The 20,509-nt window shown below is 65.8% G+C and carries 23 protein-coding genes; 5 read left to right on the top strand and 18 right to left on the bottom strand.

Annotated features, from left to right (window positions below):
* Positions 1-4: 4 nt before the first annotated feature.
* The 4 genes from R4P95_RS22400 to R4P95_RS22385 are packed head-to-tail and all read right to left on the bottom strand — an operon-like array spanning position 5 to position 2,437.
* Positions 5-538 carry a copper resistance protein CopC gene (locus tag R4P95_RS22400; RefSeq protein ID WP_317745312.1) on the bottom strand — a complete coding sequence of 178 codons (534 nt, stop codon included), beginning with the start codon at positions 536-538 and terminating at the stop codon, positions 5-7.
* Positions 535-1,200, bottom strand: coding sequence for a YcnI family protein (locus R4P95_RS22395; protein ID WP_317745311.1), 666 nt, complete (start codon positions 1,198-1,200; stop codon positions 535-537). Before R4P95_RS22395 ends, R4P95_RS22400 begins: the two co-directional genes overlap by 4 nt.
* A 45-nt stretch (positions 1,201-1,245) precedes the next feature.
* A complete protein-coding gene (locus R4P95_RS22390) occupies positions 1,246-1,764 on the bottom strand; it encodes a hypothetical protein (protein WP_317745310.1) in 519 nt (172 codons plus the stop codon).
* Positions 1,765-1,783: 19 nt separating this feature from the next.
* A complete protein-coding gene (locus R4P95_RS22385) occupies positions 1,784-2,437 on the bottom strand; it encodes a DUF6474 family protein (protein ID WP_159918729.1) in 654 nt (217 codons plus the stop codon).
* 162 nt (positions 2,438-2,599) lie between these two features.
* Between R4P95_RS22385 and R4P95_RS22380 the strand changes: the two genes are divergently transcribed.
* Both R4P95_RS22380 and R4P95_RS22375 read left to right on the top strand, forming a co-directional pair.
* Positions 2,600-4,156, top strand: coding sequence for a TM0106 family RecB-like putative nuclease (locus R4P95_RS22380; protein WP_317745309.1), 1,557 nt, complete (start codon positions 2,600-2,602; stop codon positions 4,154-4,156).
* 36 nt (positions 4,157-4,192) lie between these two features.
* Positions 4,193-4,867: a YoaK family protein gene (locus tag R4P95_RS22375; RefSeq protein ID WP_159918731.1), complete on the top strand. Its 675-nt coding sequence runs from the start codon at positions 4,193-4,195 to the stop codon at positions 4,865-4,867.
* Positions 4,868-4,907: 40 nt separating this feature from the next.
* On the opposite strand, the gene R4P95_RS22370 is transcribed toward R4P95_RS22375, so the two are convergent.
* The 9 genes from R4P95_RS22370 to R4P95_RS22330 all read right to left on the bottom strand — a co-directional run bounded on the left by R4P95_RS22370 (position 4,908) and on the right by R4P95_RS22330 (position 13,839).
* A complete protein-coding gene (locus R4P95_RS22370) occupies positions 4,908-5,654 on the bottom strand; it encodes a hypothetical protein (RefSeq protein WP_317745308.1) in 747 nt (248 codons plus the stop codon).
* Between the two features lie 73 nt (positions 5,655-5,727).
* Complete coding sequence (locus R4P95_RS22365; RefSeq protein WP_317745307.1) at positions 5,728-6,477, bottom strand: hypothetical protein; 750 nt, start codon at positions 6,475-6,477, stop codon at positions 5,728-5,730.
* Positions 6,478-6,550: 73 nt separating this feature from the next.
* Complete coding sequence (locus tag R4P95_RS22360) at positions 6,551-7,312, bottom strand: hypothetical protein (RefSeq protein WP_317745306.1); 762 nt, start codon at positions 7,310-7,312, stop codon at positions 6,551-6,553.
* A 28-nt stretch (positions 7,313-7,340) separates the two neighbouring features.
* Positions 7,341-9,626 (bottom strand): hypothetical protein, encoded by a 2,286-nt coding sequence (locus R4P95_RS22355; RefSeq protein WP_317745305.1) that lies wholly within the window; start codon positions 9,624-9,626, stop codon positions 7,341-7,343.
* Positions 9,623-9,958: a hypothetical protein gene (locus tag R4P95_RS22350; RefSeq protein ID WP_317745304.1), complete on the bottom strand. Its 336-nt coding sequence runs from the start codon at positions 9,956-9,958 to the stop codon at positions 9,623-9,625. Before R4P95_RS22350 ends, R4P95_RS22355 begins: the two co-directional genes overlap by 4 nt.
* Before the next feature lie 54 nt (positions 9,959-10,012).
* The gene (locus R4P95_RS22345) at positions 10,013-10,642 is read right to left on the bottom strand and encodes a class I SAM-dependent methyltransferase (RefSeq protein WP_317745303.1); all 630 of its coding nucleotides are present in this window, start codon (positions 10,640-10,642) and stop codon (positions 10,013-10,015) included.
* Positions 10,643-10,726: 84 nt separating this feature from the next.
* A complete protein-coding gene (locus tag R4P95_RS22340) occupies positions 10,727-11,494 on the bottom strand; it encodes an SDR family NAD(P)-dependent oxidoreductase (RefSeq protein ID WP_213574809.1) in 768 nt (255 codons plus the stop codon).
* Positions 11,495-11,596: 102 nt separating this feature from the next.
* The gene (locus R4P95_RS22335) at positions 11,597-12,082 is read right to left on the bottom strand and encodes an LppA family lipoprotein (RefSeq protein WP_317745302.1); all 486 of its coding nucleotides are present in this window, start codon (positions 12,080-12,082) and stop codon (positions 11,597-11,599) included.
* A gap of 104 nt (positions 12,083-12,186) precedes the next feature.
* The gene (locus R4P95_RS22330; protein ID WP_317745301.1) at positions 12,187-13,839 is read right to left on the bottom strand and encodes an alpha/beta hydrolase; all 1,653 of its coding nucleotides are present in this window, start codon (positions 13,837-13,839) and stop codon (positions 12,187-12,189) included.
* Positions 13,840-13,937: 98 nt separating this feature from the next.
* Between R4P95_RS22330 and R4P95_RS22325 the strand changes: the two genes are divergently transcribed.
* The 3 genes from R4P95_RS22325 to R4P95_RS22315 all read left to right on the top strand — a co-directional run bounded on the left by R4P95_RS22325 (position 13,938) and on the right by R4P95_RS22315 (position 15,349).
* Positions 13,938-14,228 (top strand): type VII secretion target, encoded by a 291-nt coding sequence (locus tag R4P95_RS22325; RefSeq protein ID WP_317745300.1) that lies wholly within the window; start codon positions 13,938-13,940, stop codon positions 14,226-14,228.
* A gap of 118 nt (positions 14,229-14,346) precedes the next feature.
* Complete coding sequence (locus R4P95_RS22320; RefSeq protein WP_213574803.1) at positions 14,347-14,937, top strand: dihydrofolate reductase family protein; 591 nt, start codon at positions 14,347-14,349, stop codon at positions 14,935-14,937.
* Positions 14,938-14,995: 58 nt separating this feature from the next.
* Entirely contained in the window at positions 14,996-15,349 is a 354-nt protein-coding gene (locus tag R4P95_RS22315) for a hypothetical protein (protein WP_213574801.1), read from the top strand.
* Positions 15,350-15,358: 9 nt separating this feature from the next.
* Here the strand turns inward: R4P95_RS22315 and R4P95_RS22310 are convergent, their stop codons facing one another.
* From R4P95_RS22310 to R4P95_RS22290, 5 genes are all read right to left on the bottom strand, one after another.
* The gene (locus R4P95_RS22310) at positions 15,359-15,706 is read right to left on the bottom strand and encodes a UBP-type zinc finger domain-containing protein (protein ID WP_159918760.1); all 348 of its coding nucleotides are present in this window, start codon (positions 15,704-15,706) and stop codon (positions 15,359-15,361) included.
* Entirely contained in the window at positions 15,699-17,147 is a 1,449-nt protein-coding gene (locus R4P95_RS22305; RefSeq protein WP_213574799.1) for an ATP-binding protein, read from the bottom strand. Before R4P95_RS22305 ends, R4P95_RS22310 begins: the two co-directional genes overlap by 8 nt.
* 13 nt (positions 17,148-17,160) lie before the next feature.
* On the bottom strand, positions 17,161-18,837 hold the full coding sequence (locus R4P95_RS22300) for an FAD-dependent oxidoreductase (RefSeq protein ID WP_109334799.1): 1,677 nt from the start codon (positions 18,835-18,837) through the stop codon (positions 17,161-17,163).
* A 100-nt stretch (positions 18,838-18,937) separates the two neighbouring features.
* Complete coding sequence (locus R4P95_RS22295) at positions 18,938-19,636, bottom strand: TMEM165/GDT1 family protein (protein ID WP_317745299.1); 699 nt, start codon at positions 19,634-19,636, stop codon at positions 18,938-18,940.
* A 284-nt stretch (positions 19,637-19,920) separates the two neighbouring features.
* Complete coding sequence (locus tag R4P95_RS22290) at positions 19,921-20,448, bottom strand: peptidase (protein WP_213574795.1); 528 nt, start codon at positions 20,446-20,448, stop codon at positions 19,921-19,923.
* Positions 20,449-20,509 lie beyond the last annotated feature (61 nt).

The following is a 20,509-nucleotide window of genomic DNA, read 5'->3' as shown; positions in this document are numbered from 1 at the left end:
GTGCTCAGTTCCGCTCGCGCGGTGTGCGGAGCGCGAACCACAGCCCGGCACCGAACACGAGCACACCCGCGCCGACGAACGGCCACAACGGGATGCCTCCGGAGCCCGAATCACCTGAGCTGTCGGCGGCGGCGCCCGGTGTTCCCGACCCCGCCTGGGTGAGCGTGAACGTTCGGGTTCCGCTCACCGGATGTCCGTCGGCGGAGGTGACGCGGAAGGCGATGGTGTAGTCACCGGCCTGGCCCAGTTCACCGAGCTCCGCGCTCACGGTGGCCCCTTCGACCGAGGGGTCGCCCTTGGTCCACAGGTTGCCGTCGGGGCCCACCACGGTGAGCGACGCGAACGACTCCTGGAGCGCCTCGTTGAACGTGACACTCACCCGTTCGGGCGCTGCCGCGATCTGCGCACCGTTCTCCGGGTTGGAACTGAGCACCACCGAGTGGGCGGCGGCGGAGCCGACACCGAGCATGCTCGCCAGCATCGCCAGCAGTCCGACGGCGATCACCTTGGCCGAGGTGAGCGTTGCGCGCGCCATCATGAGCGACGACTTCGAACTAGTGCGCCGAGACCGAGGGCCGCACCCAGCGCGCCGAGGACGAGTCCGACGCCACCCAACCAACGGGCGGTGTCGTCGGTTCCCGCGGCCGCCACCTCGTGGTCATCGGCCGACGAGGACACGACGTCGTGGCTGCCGTCTTCCCCGCTGGAGGCCGCGAGGGTGAGCGTGGGTGCCGGCTTGTCCGGTTCGGCACCGTCCGGGCCGGCGGGCTGATCCCAGTTGACGACGTTGCCGTCGCTGTAGGTCTGTGCTGCCGGGAACGACACCTCGTCCTGTTCGGGCAGAGGTCCGGCCGACAGCACGAATTGCTGGAATTGGCCGGGTCCCACCCCGACACCGGGATCGGCCGTCCACGTCACCGAGGTCGCGAGCTTGGATCCCGGGTCCTTGGCGACGACGGCCGTCCAGCCCGGCAGCGGTTCGGTGCGAGCCGATTTGAGGCCGGGAAGTGTCACGGTGAGCGCGGTGGTGGACGCCGTTTCGGATTCGGTGGGCACCCGGAACGTCAGGACGGAGTAGCCGCCCTGTTCGGCGCCCGGAGCCGCGACCGTCACGTGTGCGGCGGCAACACCGGCCGTGAGCAACATGGCACCACCGGCGGCGCCGGCGGTGAAAAGGGCACGCGAAACTAGGGAGTTCATCGAAGAAAGGTCCTTACTGGTCTGAAGGCGAAGTGAGATGAAGGTTCAGACCAGAACAGGGGGACCGCGACGGGAGATGCTCGCTCGGAGCAGTGCGTCGACGGGGTTTCTGCGGGGGACGGGGTGAGGGAGGGCAGCAGCGACCGCGACGGGTCGAGGTTCCCCGCGTAACACCACCCGCCATACGTGGACCAGCGAACGGTAGAGCCGTTCGGCGCTGGCAATGAGCAACGCGCAGACGACGGTGGCGGCTGCGTGCGCCAGCAGCATCGGAGCAGTGGGGAGAACTGCGTGCACGTGTGCTGTAGCTGCGAGCGTGAGGTGGCCGGCGACCTGTCCGAAACCGAGCGCGCCGAGAAGGGCCGAGTTGCTGTGGAAACGTGGCGGCAGGTTCGCGGTAATCGCGCCCACGCCGCTACAGGCGAGGAGCAGCAACGTCAGTGCTGCCGATGCGGGAAATCCGCCCCCACCCGCGCCGTGCGCCGCGACCGCGAGACCGGCCGAAAGCGCACCGACGGCCGCGCCTCTGAGGGTGGCGGTCGCGTCGGAGCGGGCGGGGGACATGAAAGTGCGCCGAAGTCGGTCAGCGCACGCCGAGGCGGGCGAGGAGATCCGCTTCGACACCGTCGAGTTCGGACGAGATGGCCTGGTGAGCGGCCTTCCGGCGCGCCTGGGGCATTTGTTCCGCCGCGCGGACGGCGGTATTCAGATCACCGAGGCGCTCGCGGATTGCGCCGGCGAACTTCTGCGTCTCGGCGTCGTCAGGCTTCTGACCGAGAATCTCGGTGGTGGAGCTTTCGGCACCGGCGATGCGGGCGCTGAGCTTGGCACCGTGACCGGTGAAGTTGGCGAGCTGGTCGATGCCGACGCCCATGCGATCGGCGCGCCTGGCGTCGATCTGGCCGCGCACGACGGTTGCGGCGCGGTAGACGATGGGAAGCAGCACGGGCGTGAGGAGCCGCGCGACACCGAGATACTTGCGAACGGAGGCTACGGTGAAGCCCTTCTGGGCGGCCGCCTTCTCCTGAGCTTTGAGGGTAGCGATCTGAGCCTTCTCGATCTTCTTCTGTGATTTCAGTTCGGCAGCTTCGAGCTTGCGCGCGGACTTGAACGCGGCCTTGTCCCGCCTGCGTTCGTTGCGTGCCTTCAGCTTCGCTTCCACTCCCGCCTTGTGCTTGAGTGCCTTCGCTTCTGCCTTACGGGTGGCTCGGGACTTACGTTTCTTCAACAACCCCATCGAAAAGACCCCTTTTCCTGGTGTTTCTGCGCAGCCCACGCTACCAACTGCATCCGGTGCTTCGGGATCAGCCTAGGGGAGCACATAATCTTCGTCATCGTGTGTTCCCATATCGGTCAGCAAACAGAACCCGGCGCCTCTCCCGGACAGGTGCCCGGGCCGGTGATCGATGCCAGCGCACTGACGCGGTGCCGTCACCGTGTGCATCTCGACGCCGCCTTCCCCGCAGCCCTCGCCGCTGCGCCGGAGGACATCGGCGTCCGACAGCGGCAGGATGCGGCCGCCGCCCGCCGCGAAGACATTCGTCGGCTTCTCGTCGAACACGATCCCGAGCGGTGGGTAGTGATCGACGCCGAACGCAGCATGCGCACTCGTGCCGAAGACACGGTGGCCGCGTGCAGGGCAGGCGCGGACCGGATCTGGGGCGCCGTGCTGCCGCTCGAACGGGACACCGGCCGCAAGGCCCGTTGCGAGATCCTCATCCGCGACGCGGACCGCGGCGGGTACATCCCCGTGATCGTCGTCAATCACAAGGTCACCGATCCCGGTCGGGGCGCGACGACGTCCGGCATGTTCGAGTGGGAGCCACGCGAGGATCCGAGCAGGAAGCCCCGCAGCCAGGTCCGCGACCAGATGCGTGTGGCACAGGTGTACCGGATGCTCGAGCGGCACGGGTTGGCCAGTCCGGCCCGCCTGGCCGGGGCGATCGGATACGGCTCCGACGTGATCTTCGTGCACGATCTCAGCACCATCCTCGCGGACTACGACGAGCGTTTCGCCGACCGACTGTCCGTGGCGCGGGGGGAATCGGCGACGGTGCCGTCCCGGATCGGCGAATGTCGGTCGTGCCCCTGGTGGCCCGGTTGCGAAGAACAGTTGACGCTGACGCACGACGTGAGCCTGGTGGCCACCGGGTCGCGGGCAGACATGCTGCGCGAGGCCGGTTGTCACACCATCGACGACCTTGCCGCTTGGGACCGCGAACCTCTCGAGGACTGGCCGCACGGTGCGTTCGAGGACGCTGTGGTGACCGCAAAAGCCTGGCTGGCGGGTGCGCCACTGGTCCGGCGCTTTCCGCAGATCCGGGTAACCCGCGCCGACATCGAGATCGACGTCGACATGGAGAGCTACCAGGAACACGGTGCCTACCTGTGGGGAACGTTGCTCAATATGGACGGGGTGTCGGTATATCGATCGTTCGTCAGCTGGGACCCCGTACCGACACAGGACGAGGCGCGGTCATTCGCCGAGTTCTGGACGTGGCTGATGGCCGAACGGGAGGCTGCAGCCCTGAGCGGCAAGACGTTCGCCGCCTACTGCTATTCACGTGCGGCCGAGGACAAATGGTTGCTCGATTCGGCCCGCCGATTCGCCGGAGTCCCGGGCATCCCCACCGAGGGCGAGATCCGTGAGTTCATCGACAGCCCGCAATGGGTCGACATCTATCAAGCGGTCAGCGATCAATTCATCTGCCCGGGCGGCAAAGGACTGAAGAAGATCGCTCCCGTCGCAGGTTTCAGGTGGCGTGACGCCGACGCCGGCGGTGAGGCCTCGATGAGTTGGTACCGCGAAGCCGTCGGCTACGACGGTGAACCCGACCTCACCCAGCGCGAGCGGCTCCTGCAATACAACGAAGACGATGTGATCGCCACGAAAGTGCTGCGGGAGTGGATGTCGGATCGGGCGGAGTCGGAGATCCCGCTGGCGTCGGACCTCTAGGCTGCAAGACGAGTCCGACTGGGTAGGGGTGGTCAGGTGGAAGTGCCGAAGACATCCACGACGCTGCGGTTCGCTCTGCTGCTCACCGCAGCCGGCGGCTTCCTCGACGCCTACACCTACATCAGCCGCGGCGGAGTTTTCGCGAACGCCCAGACCGGCAACGTCATCCTCATGGCCATCGACCTGTCGGAGCGGCACTTCCACGCCGCACGGGCACACCTGTGGCCGATCCTCGCCTTCATCGTCGGTGTCGCATTCGCACACCTACTCAAAGGCGAACTCGCCCACAGCGTCTTCGATCACCCCATCCGGATCGCCATGGTCGCGCAGATCGTCGTCCTCGTCGCGGTCGCGTTCGTTCCCGCGAACGTCCCCAACGCGGCGGTGACCGTACCCATCTCTTTCGTGGCGGCCATGCAGTTCGGTCTGTTCCGCACCATCGGCTCACTCTCGTACATCGCTGTCGCCACCACGGGCAACCTCATGCGCTTCACCGAGTCGGCGTACGCCGGATACATCGAGAAGGTCCCCGAATCGCGCCAGCACACGCGGGTGTACGCCGCCATCGTCGGCAGCTTCGCCGGTGGAGCCGTCCTCGGGGCGTTCGCCACCCGCTACTTCGGCGGAGCCGCCGCCTGGATCCCAGCCGCCCTTCTGTGCGGGGCACTCGTGCTGTTCTACATCGACGACCGGCGACGCCGCCGACTCTGAGCGGTTGACGAGCACCTGCACTCCCGGGCGGTGACGTCGCCTACTCCGGCGTCGCGGGCCCGATCCACTCCGGATACTGCACGGCCACCGGCATGGTGGGGGGTTCGAATCCGGGTGGGGGGACAACGACCGCGGACGCGTTCTGCGTAAAACCCGGGAGTTGTCGTAGCCACCAATCAATGCAACCCTGCGGCATCTCGTCTCCCTTCATCGGTCGCAGGTAACGGAGCTTGGTGATTTTCCAGCCGTCGAATACGTTCCACAACGGCAGTCGGTTGGCGCGGGGGTCGTGTCGGGCGGGGTCGGTATCGGGAATGCCGGGTAGGCCGTCCTCGCCGATCCGCTCGAGTTCGATCCGGTAAGCGAGGTTGAGACCTTCGACGCTGAGATTCACACCGGGGTCGGCATGCAGGTTGTAGCTACATACGGTCGCCCCGATACCGGTGGCCGTCTCGGCGTAGCCGGTGATGTGGAGGAAGTTGGTGAGGGCGGTTTGCTCGTCTCCACCTGGTTCGGCCGAGGTGAAAAAGTCTTCCTTGTCGGTGTTACTTCGTCGTGTGGGGCCACCGACCGCTTCGGGATAGCCCGGAAAGGAGCGGGACTGCCCGGCGAACCTTGTGTAGTCAGCGGACTCGTACGTCGCCCGCACCAGCTCTGGACCTCGCTGCAACAGATCGATGCCCGGATCGGCGGACCACACGTTGGTGTAAAGGATCTCTGGCGGCTGCGAAGTCGTCGGCGGGGGTACCGCCTGCTCCTCGGCGTTGGTGCCGCATGCGCTCGTCATAACCAAGACAGCAACCGTGGCGGCCCCCGAGGAGAACCGGCGTATGTCGGTTTGCTCGCCACGACGGGGATGTCTACTGGGCATCTGTGGGTCCGATCCACTCCGGATACTGCACGGCCACCGGCATGGTGGGGGGTTCGAATCCGGGTGGAGCGGCCAGAGTGCCCGAAGGGTTCTCAGTGAAAGCCGGAAACTGCTGCCGCCACCAATCGGTGCAGCCCTGAGGGATGACGTCATCGGTCAGCAGCCGGAGGTAGAGAAGTTTTGTGATTTTCCAACCGTCAAACACGTTCCATGTCGGTACTCGGTGTGCGCGGGGGTCCTCCTGGGCGGGGTCGGTGTCGGGGATGCCAGCTTGCCCGGGCTCCTCGTCCGTTCGCTCGAGTTCGATGCGGAAAGCCACACTGAGTGGGTTCAGTGTCATATTCGGGGCGGGCTCGGTGAAGAGTGCGTATGTACATACCGTCGCTCCCACCTGCGAATCAGTGGTTGCCCAGTCGGTGAGGTGCGTGAAGTTCGTTCCCGCGACCTGGCGGGTGTCCTCAGGCTCGAGCCAGGTGGAAAAATCGTCCTTGTCGGGGTTGCCGCGCCGCGCGGGCCCGCCAACGGCGTCCGCGAATCCTGAATATGACTTCTCCAAGCCGACAAAGGACGTGAGCTCTCCAGCCTCATATGTGGCGCGTACGAGTTCGGCATTGCGACTGAGGAGGTCGATCCCCGGATCGGCGGACCACACGTTGGTGTAAAGGATCTCTGGCGGCTGCGAAGTCGTCGGCGGGGGTACCGCCTGCTCCTCGGCGTTGGTGCCGCATGCGCTCATCATAACCAAGACAGCAACCGTGGCGGCCCCCGAGGAGAACCGGCGTATGTCGGTTTGCTCGCCACGACGGGGATGTCTACTGGGCATCTGTGGGCCCGATCCACTCCGGATACTGCACGGCCACCGGCATGGTGGGGGGTTCGAATCCGGGTGGGGGAACGAGGTTGCCGCCCGCGTTCGGGCTGAAGTTCGGAAACTGCTGCCGCCACCAGTCGGTGCAGCCCCGGGGGATGACGTCTCCGTTCAACTGGCGCAAGTAGTGAAGCCTGGTGATCTTCCAATCGCCGAACACATTCCATGTCGGTACTCGGTGTGCGCGCGGGTCCTTCCGGGCGGGGTCGGTATCGGGGATGCCAGCCGGCCCGGCGTCCACCCCGGCTCGCTCCAGTTCGATACGGAATGCCATCTTGAGCGGATTGAGCGAAATATTCGTACCGCTTTCCGGGAAAAGGTAGTAATGGCAGACCGTTGCGGCAACCGAAGTTTCGGTGGACTGATAGGCGGTGATGTGCCCGAAACTTGTTCCCTCGGCTTGCGTATCGCTTTCGACTGTGCGTGAGGTCATGAAATATTCGATGTCAGGATCGGTGTGGTGGGCTTCGCCACCCACCGCTCTACCGAACCCAGAATACGAGTTCTCGAGACCCACGAAGGTCGTGTAATTGCCGGCCTCGTAAGTAGCTCTTACCAATTCGGCACCACGGCCAAATAGATCAATCCCCGGATCGGCTGACCAAACGTGGGAATACAATACTTCTCGATCTTGCGTGCCTAGTGTCGGTGCCGGTTCAAAATGAGGCTCGGTCCCGCATCCTGATGCGAAAATCAGCGTCGCCACCGCGCTGCACACTATCAGCGCGCCCCGATTAACCGTCATTGCGGACGACATCGTCGTAGCCATTGCGGATGCGCTCGCCATTGCCGTCGGCAGGGTCTCCGAGCTGATTGAACATGTCTTGGTAGCCATCTTTCATACTAAAGGCCAAGTCGGGCTTCGACCGCACGTCATCCCACGGCAGTAGATTCCCGGACCCATCGAACGCCCACGAATACTCCCGTCGAAACGACTCGGGAAGGACGGGTGCGGCTTGGAGAATGTTGTAGTAATCGCGGTAGAAGTCGGGTGCTTCGAGGGCGACTGACGGTGCCGGGCCGGGTGCCTTGCCGATGATGGCGTCCTTCAGAGGGTCGCCGCCCGCGTCGATCATGGTGTTGATGTATTCACCGCCTGGGAGTCTGTCTATTCCGAGGCCTCCGAGGCTCGTCAGGGCGCCGTACGCCGCTGCTTTGCGGTCGTAGATGGCTTGCGCCTGTTCGGCTTTGTCGCTGTAGCTGTCCTCGGTCGAGAGGAGCAGCCCTCTGTCCATGAGGCCGTGGATTCGACCCGCTGTGGAGAGGTCGCCACCGGAGAGGGGCGCCGAGGGGTCGTGCGCATACCGACCCTCTGCGGCGAGGATTTCCTGCATCGACGACTGGGTGAAATGTGTTCCTGCCTCCGGGTCGGTGTTGAGGACCGCGAAAACGTTCGACGAGCCGCCGAAGTGGTTGTTGTCGGCGGGATCTGCCCAGGTGCCGATATCGAATCCGGGCGTCTCGGGCCTCCCGGCACCGGCGAGGTCTCCGACATACGGGCTCATGCTGTGGGACACGGTCCGAAGTAGGTCCGGGTTGACCTGCCCGACGGACTGGCCTTCGGTACCGGGAATGTTCCTCAGCGTGTCCCAGTCGGTGCTCATGTTTTCCGCGACGGCCGACATGATGCTCCCGGTGCGGGTGGCGGTGGCGACGTCCGCCGGGTTGTTCGTGTCTTCGACGGTTGCATCACTAGCCCCGAACTCGAAGAGCGTCGAGGCTGCCTGCCCGTTGTCGGACCAATTGTGAAGCAGCACATCGCGAACCAGTCCTTGGCCGATGTCGGGATGAGTGACCGCATTCTCGACGGCGATCTTGTCGTCCGCGACGGCTGCGAAGATGCCTTCGGTGATGGCCGTGTTCTCGGTGCCGCGGCCGTCGACGGTGAAGTACTCGAACTTGTGATTGGGGTTCTGTTCGTGCGCGACCTGGGCGTCGAGGTACTGGCGACCTACGTCGAGTAGGTGCTGATCGAGGCCGCTGCCGACCTGGTACTGCGGATCACCGGCCTCGACGATCTTCGCGATGGCCTGATTGTCCGCGACACCGTTGAGTTCGACGCTGGAGGCGCCCGAGGAGCCCACCATCTTGAAGTCTCGGATGACTAGGTCGTCCCGGGTGAGCGATTCCCGCATCTTGTCCGGCAGCAGGCCTCCTCCGCCCTTGGTCGGCACCTCGGAGTCGCCGGTGACGGTGGCCGTGAGTTTCTCGTTCGAGATGAGCTGGAGCGAGTTTGCGAGAGAGCGTTGGGCGTCGGGCGGCAGCTTCTCCATGATGTGCTGGATCTCTTGCGGACTCTTCCCGTCGAGCGACCGGCTCACCTGGTTCAGGTACTCCATCTGGGACGCGGGGATGGTAGCGGCATTTCCGCTGTTCACTGCATCGAGCTGTGCGGGCGTCAGGGCACCCGCCTCGCCCAGCCTCCGGACCTGCTCCGGGGTCAACCCGCCCGGGTCGGACACGAGGTCGGCCGCATCGGTGCGGCCCTGATCTGCACCGAGTGCGGCGGCAGACGTGAAGGCCGCCCGCAGGCCGTCACGTGCCGTGTTCAGGGCGTCCCGGACAGTTCTGTCGGCATTCACTGTCGCTGTCGCTGCGTCGGAGAGGTCGCGTTGCCAGGCGGCCATGTCGTTCGCTCGGTCGGTGTCCGCCTCGGAATTGATCGGATCCGTCACGACCAAGTCCTCGGATACGTGGAACTGGGCCGCTTCCGCGCCGACGATCGCCATACGGGCGCGTTGCAATGGCGCATCCACTTCGTGGAAACCCTGCTTCGCCCGGTTGGCGAGCGCCTCGAGGTGATCGACGAGGGCGAGGGCGGTTTTCTTGTCGGCATTCGCCCGACCCTGGGCGGCCTCCGCGGTTCTGCCCTCCCAGTATGCGTCGTTCACCTTCGTGACGCCGTCGACGTAGCGGCCGAACAGGTCCTCGACCTTGACGCCGAGCGCAATCCACGCGTCACCGACCTCGGTCAGCATCGACGGATCCCACGATTCGAGCTGTGTGCGGGTGACGGTCATCCTTCTGCGTTCCAGTCACCCGTGGCGTCTGTGTACGCAGCGACGAATCGGTCGGCGGACGCTTCGTCCTGATCCCGGTATTCCCGGGCGACGTTGATCATCACTTCACCGGTTTCGCCGAGACGCTCCTCGAGAGCGGGAACGAGGGACCCCTCGATGAGGTCACCCGAGATGCTGCACGCCTCGAGGACGGAACTCATGACGCCGCCCAGGCTCGACATGAAAGGGCCTGCCGCGGGGCCGACTCGTAAACTGCCCGCCTCCCCGGCCAGGCCGCGCAATACTGCCCCCAGCTTTTCGAGCTGGTCCAGATCAGCTTTCAACGCCCCCACAAAAGGCCCCCTTCGACTGCCGGCCACTTCGGCCGGCTCCCCCCACCGTCAGCGCTAGAGCCTAGCGGGCGGTGCGGCCGCGTACCCGAGGGAGTAGGCGCCGACCACCTTGGGAGTGGACTTCTCGTAGAAGACGTCGAGTTCCCGAATGTCGAAACCGGCGTCGGTGAGCAGGGCGGGGATGTCGCGGGTGAGGTGGCAACCACCGGCCACGGTCTTTTGGATGGGCTCCAGCCGGTGCTGCCATTTCTGGACCCCGGCGTCGGGGGCGAGGCCGTGCTCGACGAAATGCAGGGTTCCGCCCGGCCTCAGTACTCGGCGTACCTCACGCAGTGCGGCGTCGATATCGGGAATGGTGCACATCGTCCAGGTGGATAATGCACTGTCGAAGCTGTTGTCCAGGAACGGGAGCGACTGACCGTCGACACCGGCGCGGTCGACAGTTACCGGGGACCCGCTCAGCCTTTTCGCGGCCAGCTTCCAGCCGAGATCGGCTGGTTCGACGGCGCTCACGGAATCGAGATCCGGTGGATAGAACGGGACGTTGAGGCCAGAGCCGAAGCCGATCTCCACAACGCGACCGTGCAGTCCGGCGCAGACCCGTCGGCGCGTCGGTTCCGTGAATTTCAATCCACAGCTGATGTCGACGAGCCGCGGAACGATCCGGTCAGTGTAGAAACCCATGCCGTCCTCTCACGTGCGCTTCGCGCCCCGTGCGCGGTTGAAGAGTCCAGAGACTCGTTAACCGCGCACGGGCGGCGGAGCCGCCTACCGCGGGGCCATACGCAGCGCACCATCCATACGAATGGTCTCACCGTTGAGGTAGTCGTGTTCGACAATCATCTGAGCGAGCTGCGCGTATTCGGCGGGCTGGCCGAGGCGTGAGGGGAACGGGACCCCGGCCTCGAGTCCCTTGCGGTACTCGTCGGTGACGCCGGCGAGCATCGGGGTGTCGATGATGCCGGGGGCGATGGTGTTGACACGGATGCCGAACTGGGCGAGGTCGCGGGCGGCGGGGACGGTCATGCCATGCACACCACCCTTGGACGCGGAGTACGCAATCTGGCCGATCTGGCCCTCGAACGCGGCGACGGATGCGGTGTTGATGATGACGCCGCGCTGCCCGGACTCGTCGACGGTGTCGGTCTTGGAGATGGCGTCGGCGGCCAGCCGCATGACGTTGAACGTGCCGAGCAGGTTGACGGTGATGACCGTGCGGAACAGTTCGAGGTCGTGGGGGCCCTTCTTCGACAGGATGCGGCCCGCCCAGCCGACACCGGCACAGTTGACGACGATGCGCAGCGGCAGTCCCGATTCGACGATCTTCTCGACTGCGGCCTGGACCTCGTCACCGCTGGTGACGTCGGTGGCGAGGAGGGTCACGCCGTCCGGCACGGTGTCGCCGGCGCGCTCGATGGACTGCTGCAGGTCGAGGCCGAACACGGTGGCTCCGGCGTCGACGAGGCGCTTGGCGGTGGCGGCACCGAGGCCCGACGCTGCTCCCGTGACCAGTGCGGCGGTTCCCTGAATTTCCACTGTTCGAATCCTTCTCTCCGGCGACCCGAGTTGGTCAACCCTGGTGACCTGCACCATAACGCGGCCAGCTCATGGCAGCAGAGGCAAGGTGCGCCCGACCGGCTACTCCGTGGACTTCCCGGAATCCGCTCGCAGGTAGCGGCACCCTGTTCGACCGCTGACCAGTGCGGCTCGCGCTGTGCCGAGGCGAATCTCGTTGCCGTCACCGCTGTGGAGTCGCACGTTGTGGTCTCCCGGTCGATCTGCCCGTACCTCGATGTCCGCTAATCCATGTACCGACGCGATGTCTCGAGCCACCTGGAGCACCGCCGGCCACTCGGCGTCGGGGATGGGACTCGTCGAGTACATGTCGGGAAGAAAGACCGACATCCCCGCGGTACTCGCAAACGGCGCTGGGCAGCTTCCCTGAGTCCGCTCGCCCGCCGACACCCAGCGAAGCGTGGGCACGATGGTTGCGGCGGCGTCAGCGATCTGGCGCACCACGCTCGCGACCGTCGCTTCCGTGTCCTCGAGCGGAGGCCACTGGCGCATCCGCCCCTCTGCGGCCGCAATGTCGGCGGCAGTGCCGTTGTACGGGTTGTCTGTCATTGCACTCCCACATCCTGTGACGGCAGCAGATCCCGTGACGGCCGTCAAAAAAATTCCCACGGCAATTGCGGCGGCCCGGTGAGCCGGGCGACGGCGGTCGGCAATCACCGAACCACCCTCTCCGGCAGCCCGGCCACGATTGCCGACATGTTGTACTCCGACATGGTTCCCCGGTGCGGATACTCGCTGTGCCCCAGAGCGCCGTCGCGAAAAATTCCGTCCGGGCTCATTCCCTCGTCGACCGAGAGGTGTTCGAAACTTGCAGTACCCGGATCTGGGCCGAACCTGTGCGTCTTGCCTACCTCGGTGACGAACCGGTCGTCGGCGGCTTCCATCACGTATCCGTGCCCGTCGCGCAGCCCGAGGTCGGACTCGTCATCGGCGTTGACGCCAGGGGAACCGTAGAACACTGCGTCATCGACCGGCTGGCCGGGGCCGGGATCCTGGAGTGCCAGGCCAGTCGTGTAGGAACCATACGAATGTCCGAGTGCGGTGAGGTGCGGATCCGGTTGTCGAGAGGCGACATTCACTCCTTCATAGAAGGCGGCGAGCTTGACCGCTCCGGCAGCGGCCCGGTCGCTCTGTGTCACATCCAGCATGCCTCGAACCGTGTCGAAAGTCCCCGGTCCCATTGTCTGCGGCGGCTCGTATCCCAACCACGCGATCGTCGCGACCGTCTCGTCGTGCCGGCCCTGAAGACGCAACTGCTCGACGCTGGTGTCTCCCAACGAACGTGCCTCGCCGACCATTCCCTCGAACGAGTCGACGATGGTGGTGTTCAGTCCGGGCGTCGTCACCGAAATGTGCTCGGCGGTATCGGGGTCACCCACCGCGAAGGCCGCCATGCCCCGCTCTCCAGATTTCAGGTCGAGCAGCATCAGCCGGCCGTCCGGATTCTTCGCGACGACCTGCTCGAGTGTGCGCAGATCGCTCAGCTTCTGTTCGGTGTACCACAGCGCCGCATCATCATTGGTGAATGCGCCCCCGAACGGAGCGTCGTCGACGATCGACTGCAGCCGGTCGCGTTCTGCTGTCAGCCGGACCCGTTCGTCGTCGAACTGGTTGACGTTCGCCTGATGCCGCGCCGCAGAGGGGAGGCCGTCACTGCTTCCGACCCACTCGGGATGGCGCTCGAGTATTTCCCTGCGTTGCGACTCCGGCATTGCGTCCCAATATTTCCGGTTTTCCAGCGGGGAGGCGTTCTGCGGTGGCGCCGGGGCAGACAGTCTGCCCTGCTGATCGGCTGCTTTGAAGCCTCCGGCGCCCCGATCTCCGATGCCACCGCTCATCGCGTGTGTGAGCACGTGGGCTGCGTCGACGTCGATGCCCTCGGCCTCGAGTATCAGCGCCCGCGCATTCGCCTCGAGGTCGGCTCTGCGGGCGGCCCGAACTATGGACTCGTGCTGCCGCCGTTCGGAAGAATTCGGCGCATCGGTGACCGCGCCGGCATCGGACACAACGAACGCATTGTCGTCGGCCGTAGCCATCAGCGCGGCGACCTCGAGTTGGACATGCAGAACAGCGTCGAACGTGTCCGCCGTGACCCGCCGAACCGCGCCGATCACCGCACTCTCGTCGGCGAGGTCCTGCACTGCCACCTGAAAAGCACGTCGTGCTGCCTGCGAGGCTTCGCCCTCCCAACCGCGCAGATCACCGAGTTCGGTAATCCGCCGCCGCACGTCGTCGATGGCGGTGATGCGTGCCGACAGAGCCTGTTCGAACTGTTCGAGCGCGACGGTGTCCCACTCACGAATCATCTTCAGATCCACGGTCCCCCCCGGGTGCCACTGTGCACGTAAGGTAGCGGAGCACGAGCGGATTCGTAAAGGGGGATGTCGTGGGGGAGTGGCAAACTGTGAACGTCGATGTCGTGGAACTGCGTCTCGCAGCAGGGCAGATGGAGGGGATGTTCACGGAGGCGAATACGGCGCTCGCGGCCACCGACGGGGTGATCGCCCGGTCATCTGCGGCGTGGGCTGCCACGTCGCGGGCGGCTTTCCCGCAGTTCTGCGCTTATCTCGATACGCGGCGAGAGGCGCTTCTCGGCGACCTCGCCAGAATCGCCGACAACCTCGCCGGTGCAGCCGCTCGCTATGACGGGCAGGACAGGGCCACTACCGACACCGTGTCGCGCGTCCTCTCCTGAGTGCGGAGAAGAGCCCGGATACCGTTCTGTTCGCGGATACAGTGGGCGCGATGAGTTTCGAACGGCTCGATGGTCTATCCCTTCGTCATCCCCGTAACGAAAAAGAGGAGTGAGTCCCGTGCGCGTTGTGATCATGGACTTCATCAGTTTGGACGGTGTCGTGCAGGCGCCCGGCGGCCCGGAGGAGGACACCGACGGTGGTTTCGCCCACGGCGGCTGGTCGCATCCGTTCTTCGATCCGGAGGCGATGGGCAACGCTTTCGCCGACGCGTTGAGCGGGGCGAAGGCGTTGCTGTTCGGGCGGCGCACATGGCAGACGATGGCCGCGGCGTGGCCGGAGCGGGCAGGCGATCCGTTCGCCGACCAGATGAACGCCATCTCGAAGTATGTGGTGTCCTCGACACTCGGCGACGACGAGCTGACCTGGGAGAACACCACCCGCATTCCCGGTGACGAGGCTGTCGCAGAAATCCGGAAGCTGCGGGAGGGCGGTGACGGCTCGCTGCTGGTGATGGGAAGCGCCACACTGGCGCGGACCCTCCTGAGTGAAGGCCTGTTCGACGAGCTGCGTCTCATGATCGAGCCGGTGATCCTCGGCGGCGGCAAGTCGATCTTCCCCGAGAACGGCGGGCTCCGGACTCTCGAGCTGGTCTCCTCGGTCACGAGCAACACGGGCGTGCACGTGTGCACCTACCGGCCTGTGGAGTAGCCGGGTAGGTTGTCTTCGCGTGCGCACGGGAGGCGCAGGCAAAACGGTGGGGGGACGGATGACCGGGAATCAGATGGAAGTCGATCGCGAGGCGCTGCTGCGCTGCATCGCGGCGTGTGACGCGCTGGCGTCGGACATGGCGGAGTTGCGACTGCGGGCCTACCGGGAACTCGCGCCCGACAACTTCGGTTTGGGCGAAACGCATCTGCGGTCGGCGGCGGCGCTGGCCGAGCGCTTTCGGGCGACGGCCGTGGGCGGTTCCGGTGTGGCGTACGAGAACACCGCGGTCGGTGTTCTCGCCGCGCACGAACGCCACGCCGCGGCGATGAAGGCGACGTTCGAGGCGACGCTGGCCCGCTACGACGAACAGGACGCCGCGACCGCGGCACAAGTGAACAGTGCCGGTCTCTAGCTCGGCAGATCAGTGGATGTGTTTCTGCCAGTCCTGCGGCACGCGGTCGGCGGGGCCCGGAATGGTCTGCTCGAGCGGATGATGTTGCGGTGCAGCCAGTTCGGGGCCCTGGAACACTTGATCGGTGGCATAGTTCCAGAACCACGATTCGCCGGGCTCGAAGCTTTGCACCACCGGGTGACCGGTGTCGGCGGCGTGCCGGCTGGCGTGCTGCGCCGGCGAGGAGTCACAGCATCCGACGTGTCCGCACAGTGCGCAGCGCCGCAGGTGAACCCACCACCCACCGGCGGCGTCGCATTCGACGCAACCGGTACCGCTCGGTGCGACGCTCGTGTCGATGCCTTCCACTTCACCCATGCGAGTCTCCTTCCATCGCTGTCACTTCCGGCTCGATCGGGATGCGAACCTGGAAGCGGGTATCACCCGGCTCGGAGTGAACGCGGAGATCGCCGCGGTGTTTCTTCACCACGATGCGCCAGGAGATGTCGAGGCCCAGGCCGGTGCCTTCTCCGACGGGCTTCGTGGTGAAGAAGGGCTCGAAGATACGCGAGCGGATCTCTTCCGGCACACCGGGACCGGTGTCGCCGATCTCGATGAGCGCCATGTCGCCGTCCCGCCGGGTGCGGACGGTGAGAGTGCCGTGCCCCTGCATCGCGGCGACGGCATTGTCGATGAGGTTCGTCCACACCTGGTTGAGTTCCGCCGCATAGGCAGGAACCTGAGGCAGGGAAGCGTCGTAGTCCTTCACCACCGCGACCGAGTCGCCGATCTTGCGTCCCAGCATCACCAGCGAACTGTCGAGCAATTCGCGAAGGTCGACGCGCTGGTATGGGGCACGGTCCATCTGCGAATACTGCTTCGCGGCATTCACCAGAGTCGACACCCGGGCGGTCGAATCGGCGATCTCGTTCATCAGAAGCTCTGTCTCGATGGTGTAGTTGAGCCACCGGATCGTGCTCTCGACCACCGCGTCGTCGTCGACGCTCGCCACGATCCGCTCGAGCCAGGGGATGTCGAGGCCTGCCTGCACGAACGTGGGAGCGAGGTCCCAGCCGCCGGAGACGCCATGCGTGTCGAACCAGTCGCCGAGCTGGTCTTCGCGATCCGCGGCTTCCAGCGGTGTGAGTGTGGGGGCTTTCGCGACCAGTTCCGCCGCTTCCTCCTGTAACCGGATCAGTGTCGCGAGTGCCTGCCGGTCGTACACCCCGGACGCGATGACACCGAGCTTCTGCCGCATGTGCGACACCCGGTCGCGGAGCGAGGCCGTCGCCCGTACTGCGGCGGCCGCCGGGTTGTTGAGCTCGTGCGTCAGTCCCGCAGACAGTGAGCCGAGGGCGAGGAGCCGCTCGCGCTGGTCGACGATCTGACGGGAGTTCTCAGTGCCGAAGAACAACCCTTCGAGCAGGTGAACTGCCATCGGGAACCACTCGTGCATCAGGGCACCGAAGCGGTCGGCGTCCAACACGAAGAACCGGGACGGCGTCGTGACCCGCAACGATGCCGTGTACGTCTGAGGTGCGCGATCGCCGAGATACGACTGCCACGCCCCGGCATACACGCCGCGCTGAGAGGTTCGGTTGACCTCGATCTCCTCGCCCCCGGACAACTTGCCGAGGACCAGTTCGCCGTCCATCAGCACGTAGAAGCAGGTCGCGGCATCGCCCTCGGCGAAGACGGGACCCGGTTCGATCAGCTCGACGCGACCGCTTCCGCACAGCTGGCCGAGCTGGCGATCGTCGAGTTTCTCGAACAGGAAGAGCGTTCTGAGCTCTTCCGGGGAACAGGAAAGTGTGGTCACGGTCTGCCCCCGATCACGGTTGTCCGATGTAGCGGTGCACGAGCATGACAGCCATCGCCCCTTCACCGACTGCCGACGCCACCCGTTTGGCCGACTCCGACCGAACGTCGCCCGCGGCGAAGATTCCGGGGACGCTGGTTTCGAGGTGGTGCGGTAGCCGGTCGAGTGGCCAGCCGCTCGGCGCCTTCCCGTCCACGACGAGATCCGGGCCGGACACCACGAATCCGTGCTCGTCGCGAATCACCACACCGTCGAGCCACTCGGTGCGCGGGGCGGCCCCGATGAACAGGAAGAGGAACCCGGCATCGACGGTCTCCTCGTACCCACCCGCATTGTCGCGCAGCCGGATCCTCTCGAGGTGGCCGTCCCCTTCCACTCCGACCACCTCGGTGCACGGCCGGACGCGTATTCGCGGGTTCTGCTGAATCTGCTGGATCAGGTAATACGACATCGAGTCTTCGAGCGACTTCGCCCGGACCACGATCGTGACGGTGCGCGCGCCCCGCGCCAGGTACATCGCGGCCTGCCCCGCAGAGTTGGCGCCGCCGACGATGTACACATCCTGATCCGCGCAGCGGGCCGCCTCGGTGACGGCCGACCCGTAGAAGACCCCACGTCCGGTGAGCTCGTCGATCCCGGGCGCGGGGTGGCGCCGATAGGAGACCCCGGTGGCCAGAATCACGGTATGCGCGTCGATGGTGTGGCCGTCGGCGAATCGCACCGTGCGCGCCGAGCCGTTCACCTCGAGAGCCACCACGTCGCGCGTGGTGATCAGCTCGGCCCCGAACCGAGTTGCCTGCCGACGGGCGCGGTCGGCCAGCTGAGCGCCGGACACGCCGTCGGGGAATCCGAGGTAGTTCTCGATACGGCTGCTCTGACCCGCCTGCCCGCCGGTTGCCGTCCGCTCGACGAGCGCGGTGCGCAAACCTTCGGAGGCGCCGTAGACCGCGGCGCCCAGCCCGGCGGGACCGCCTCCGACGACGACGAGATCGTAAAAGTTCTCCGACGGCGACGTCCGTAACCCCAGCCGATTGCCCAGCTCGGTGTCGGCCGGCTCGACCAGGACGTCACCGTCCGGGCAGATGACGACAGGCAACCGAAGTCCGTCGGCACCTGCGGCGGCGAGAAGTCGCTCGCCTTCCGGTTCGTCCGACATGTACCAGCGATACGAGAGTTGGTTGCGTGCGAGGAACTCGCGCACCTCCGACGACCGGGCCGCCCAACGGTGGCCGATCACCTTGGTTTCCTCCACCGGGTGCCGCTCCGACGACGCCCAGGCGTCGAGCAGCGCGTCGACCACCGGATACAGCTTCTCCTCCGGCGGATCCCAGGGTTTGAGCAGGTAGTAGTCGAGGTCGATCACGTTGATCGCCTCGATCGCCGCATCGGTGTCCGCGTATGCGGTGAGCAGCACGCGCCGGGCCACCGGGTAGAGGTCCATGGCCTTCTCGAGGAACTCGATTCCGCTCATGGCCGGCATGCGGTAATCGGCGAGAATGACCGCGACGGGGTCGCCGCGCAGTTTCAGCTCGCGCAGCGCTTCCAGTGCGGATTCGCCGGACTCGGCGCGGATGATGCGGTACTTCTCGCCGTACCGGCGCCGCAAGTCCCGCGCGACGGCGCGAGACACTCCAGGATCGTCGTCGACTGTGAGAAGCGCGGGTTTGGCGCTCGCAACGGGATGGTTCACACACGCCTCTCGTCCGCGGAGAACATAGAGCAACTTTCGCGTCGAGTATCGCCCGTACTGCGTGACCTTGTCGACTCACCGGGAAGGCGCCGGACTGCGGTCAGTGCAGCAACTCCTGATCCTTCACCGGAGCGTGCGTCCGGCGACGGGACCACACGGTACGACCCGCTGCGACAGCGACGGCGGTGACGACGACGGCGCCGGCCGCGAGTGGGCCCGCCGCGCTGCCCGGTAGCAGACCTGCCAGCAGTAACCAGGCCCCGAAGGCGAAGAACGACACCGCGGCGCCGATCCGGATGACTCTCTCCGGCAGGTGCTTGCCCAGGACCGCGCCGAGCAGGATGGCCAGGGCGTCGGCCGCCACCATGCCGACAGTCGAGCCGATCCACACGCCGACCGTGTCGTGGTCGGTGGCGAGGGTGATGGTGGCGAGCATCGTCTTGTCGCCCAGTTCGGCGAGGAAGAAAGCGGATGTCACCGCCAGAAACGCGGAACGGGCGGTGCGGCCGGCCTTGAGTTGCTCCTCGTCGCTGAGGCGGTCACCGCGCAGTGTCCACGCACCGAAGATCAGGAACGCGACCCCACCGACCACACTGATCGCGCCGGTGGGAAGGGCGACTCCGAGGCTGTGACCCACGGCGACCGACACCAGATGCACCACCGTCGTCGCGACCGTGATGCCCGAGATCACCACCCACCACCGGTAGCGCAGCGCGAACGTCATCGCCATCAGCTGGGATTTGTCACCCAGTTCGGCGACGAAGATCACCCCGAAACTCAGCAGCACCGCGGCCAGCACAACATCCTCCTAGAGCAGTCGGTCGGAGGATTGACAGGTGGGTCCCCCGGCGTGGCAGGCACTGACGCGCCCACTCGGCCGAAGGTCTCGCCCACCGGCACCGAGAGACGTCACGGTGCCGGTTCACCAGGCCGGGTCCGGTGACTCGCGTCACAGTACCGATATGTCGACACTGGCGATTGGGGGCTACTCCCCTTCGCTGACCTTCACGCTAGCGGGGAGGATCCGAAAACACAAAGGCGACAATAAGTTTGGACAACCGCGTCGTGAGGTTTCGGGAACCCTCACGACGCCAGCAGCATCGCCAAAACAGCGGTGTCGGGGTCGCTGATCGGGTCGATGCCGACTCGGCTGACCATGGAGGTGACCGTGCCGTCCGCCTCCGCCTCCACCCACGCCGCCCGGTGGTCGAGACCGAGGTGAGGCAGGCCGGGCAGCAGGACGCAACCGGATGCCGCACCTGCACATTCCGGCAACGACGGCGTGGTCTCCGACGGTGGGTGCAGCATCATCAACGCCGGTGGCTGATGGTCCGCGAACCGCCCGGGAGACAGCGCGAACTCACCGAGGACCGTGCCCTCGGCAACCACGAGGCCGACGGTCTCGGGCTCCGGTTCCTCCGGCAGATCCTCGCGGGCGCCGAACACCGTCGTGGTGTGCAGAAGCCCCGGAATGCACGCCACCCGAACGGCGAGGGCAAGTAGCTGCGCCCATTCCTTGGTGGTGTCGGGCCAACGCCCCGAAATGACGAATCCGCGCAAAGTACCTGCGGCCTGGAAGGGCGAGATGCCGATGTAGCCGTCCCTGTTCATCTCTGCCTCCTCGGTGTGAATGACGTGCTGGAAACATGCCTCGTGCGCACACCTCGTTGGG

The organism is Rhodococcus sp. IEGM 27 (assembly GCF_033142305.1).
GTDB lineage: Bacteria > Actinomycetota > Actinomycetes > Mycobacteriales > Mycobacteriaceae > Rhodococcus_F > Rhodococcus_F oxybenzonivorans.
The sequence above is the reverse complement of the archived record's forward strand: the minus strand, read 5'-3'. Positions and strand labels throughout refer to the sequence as shown.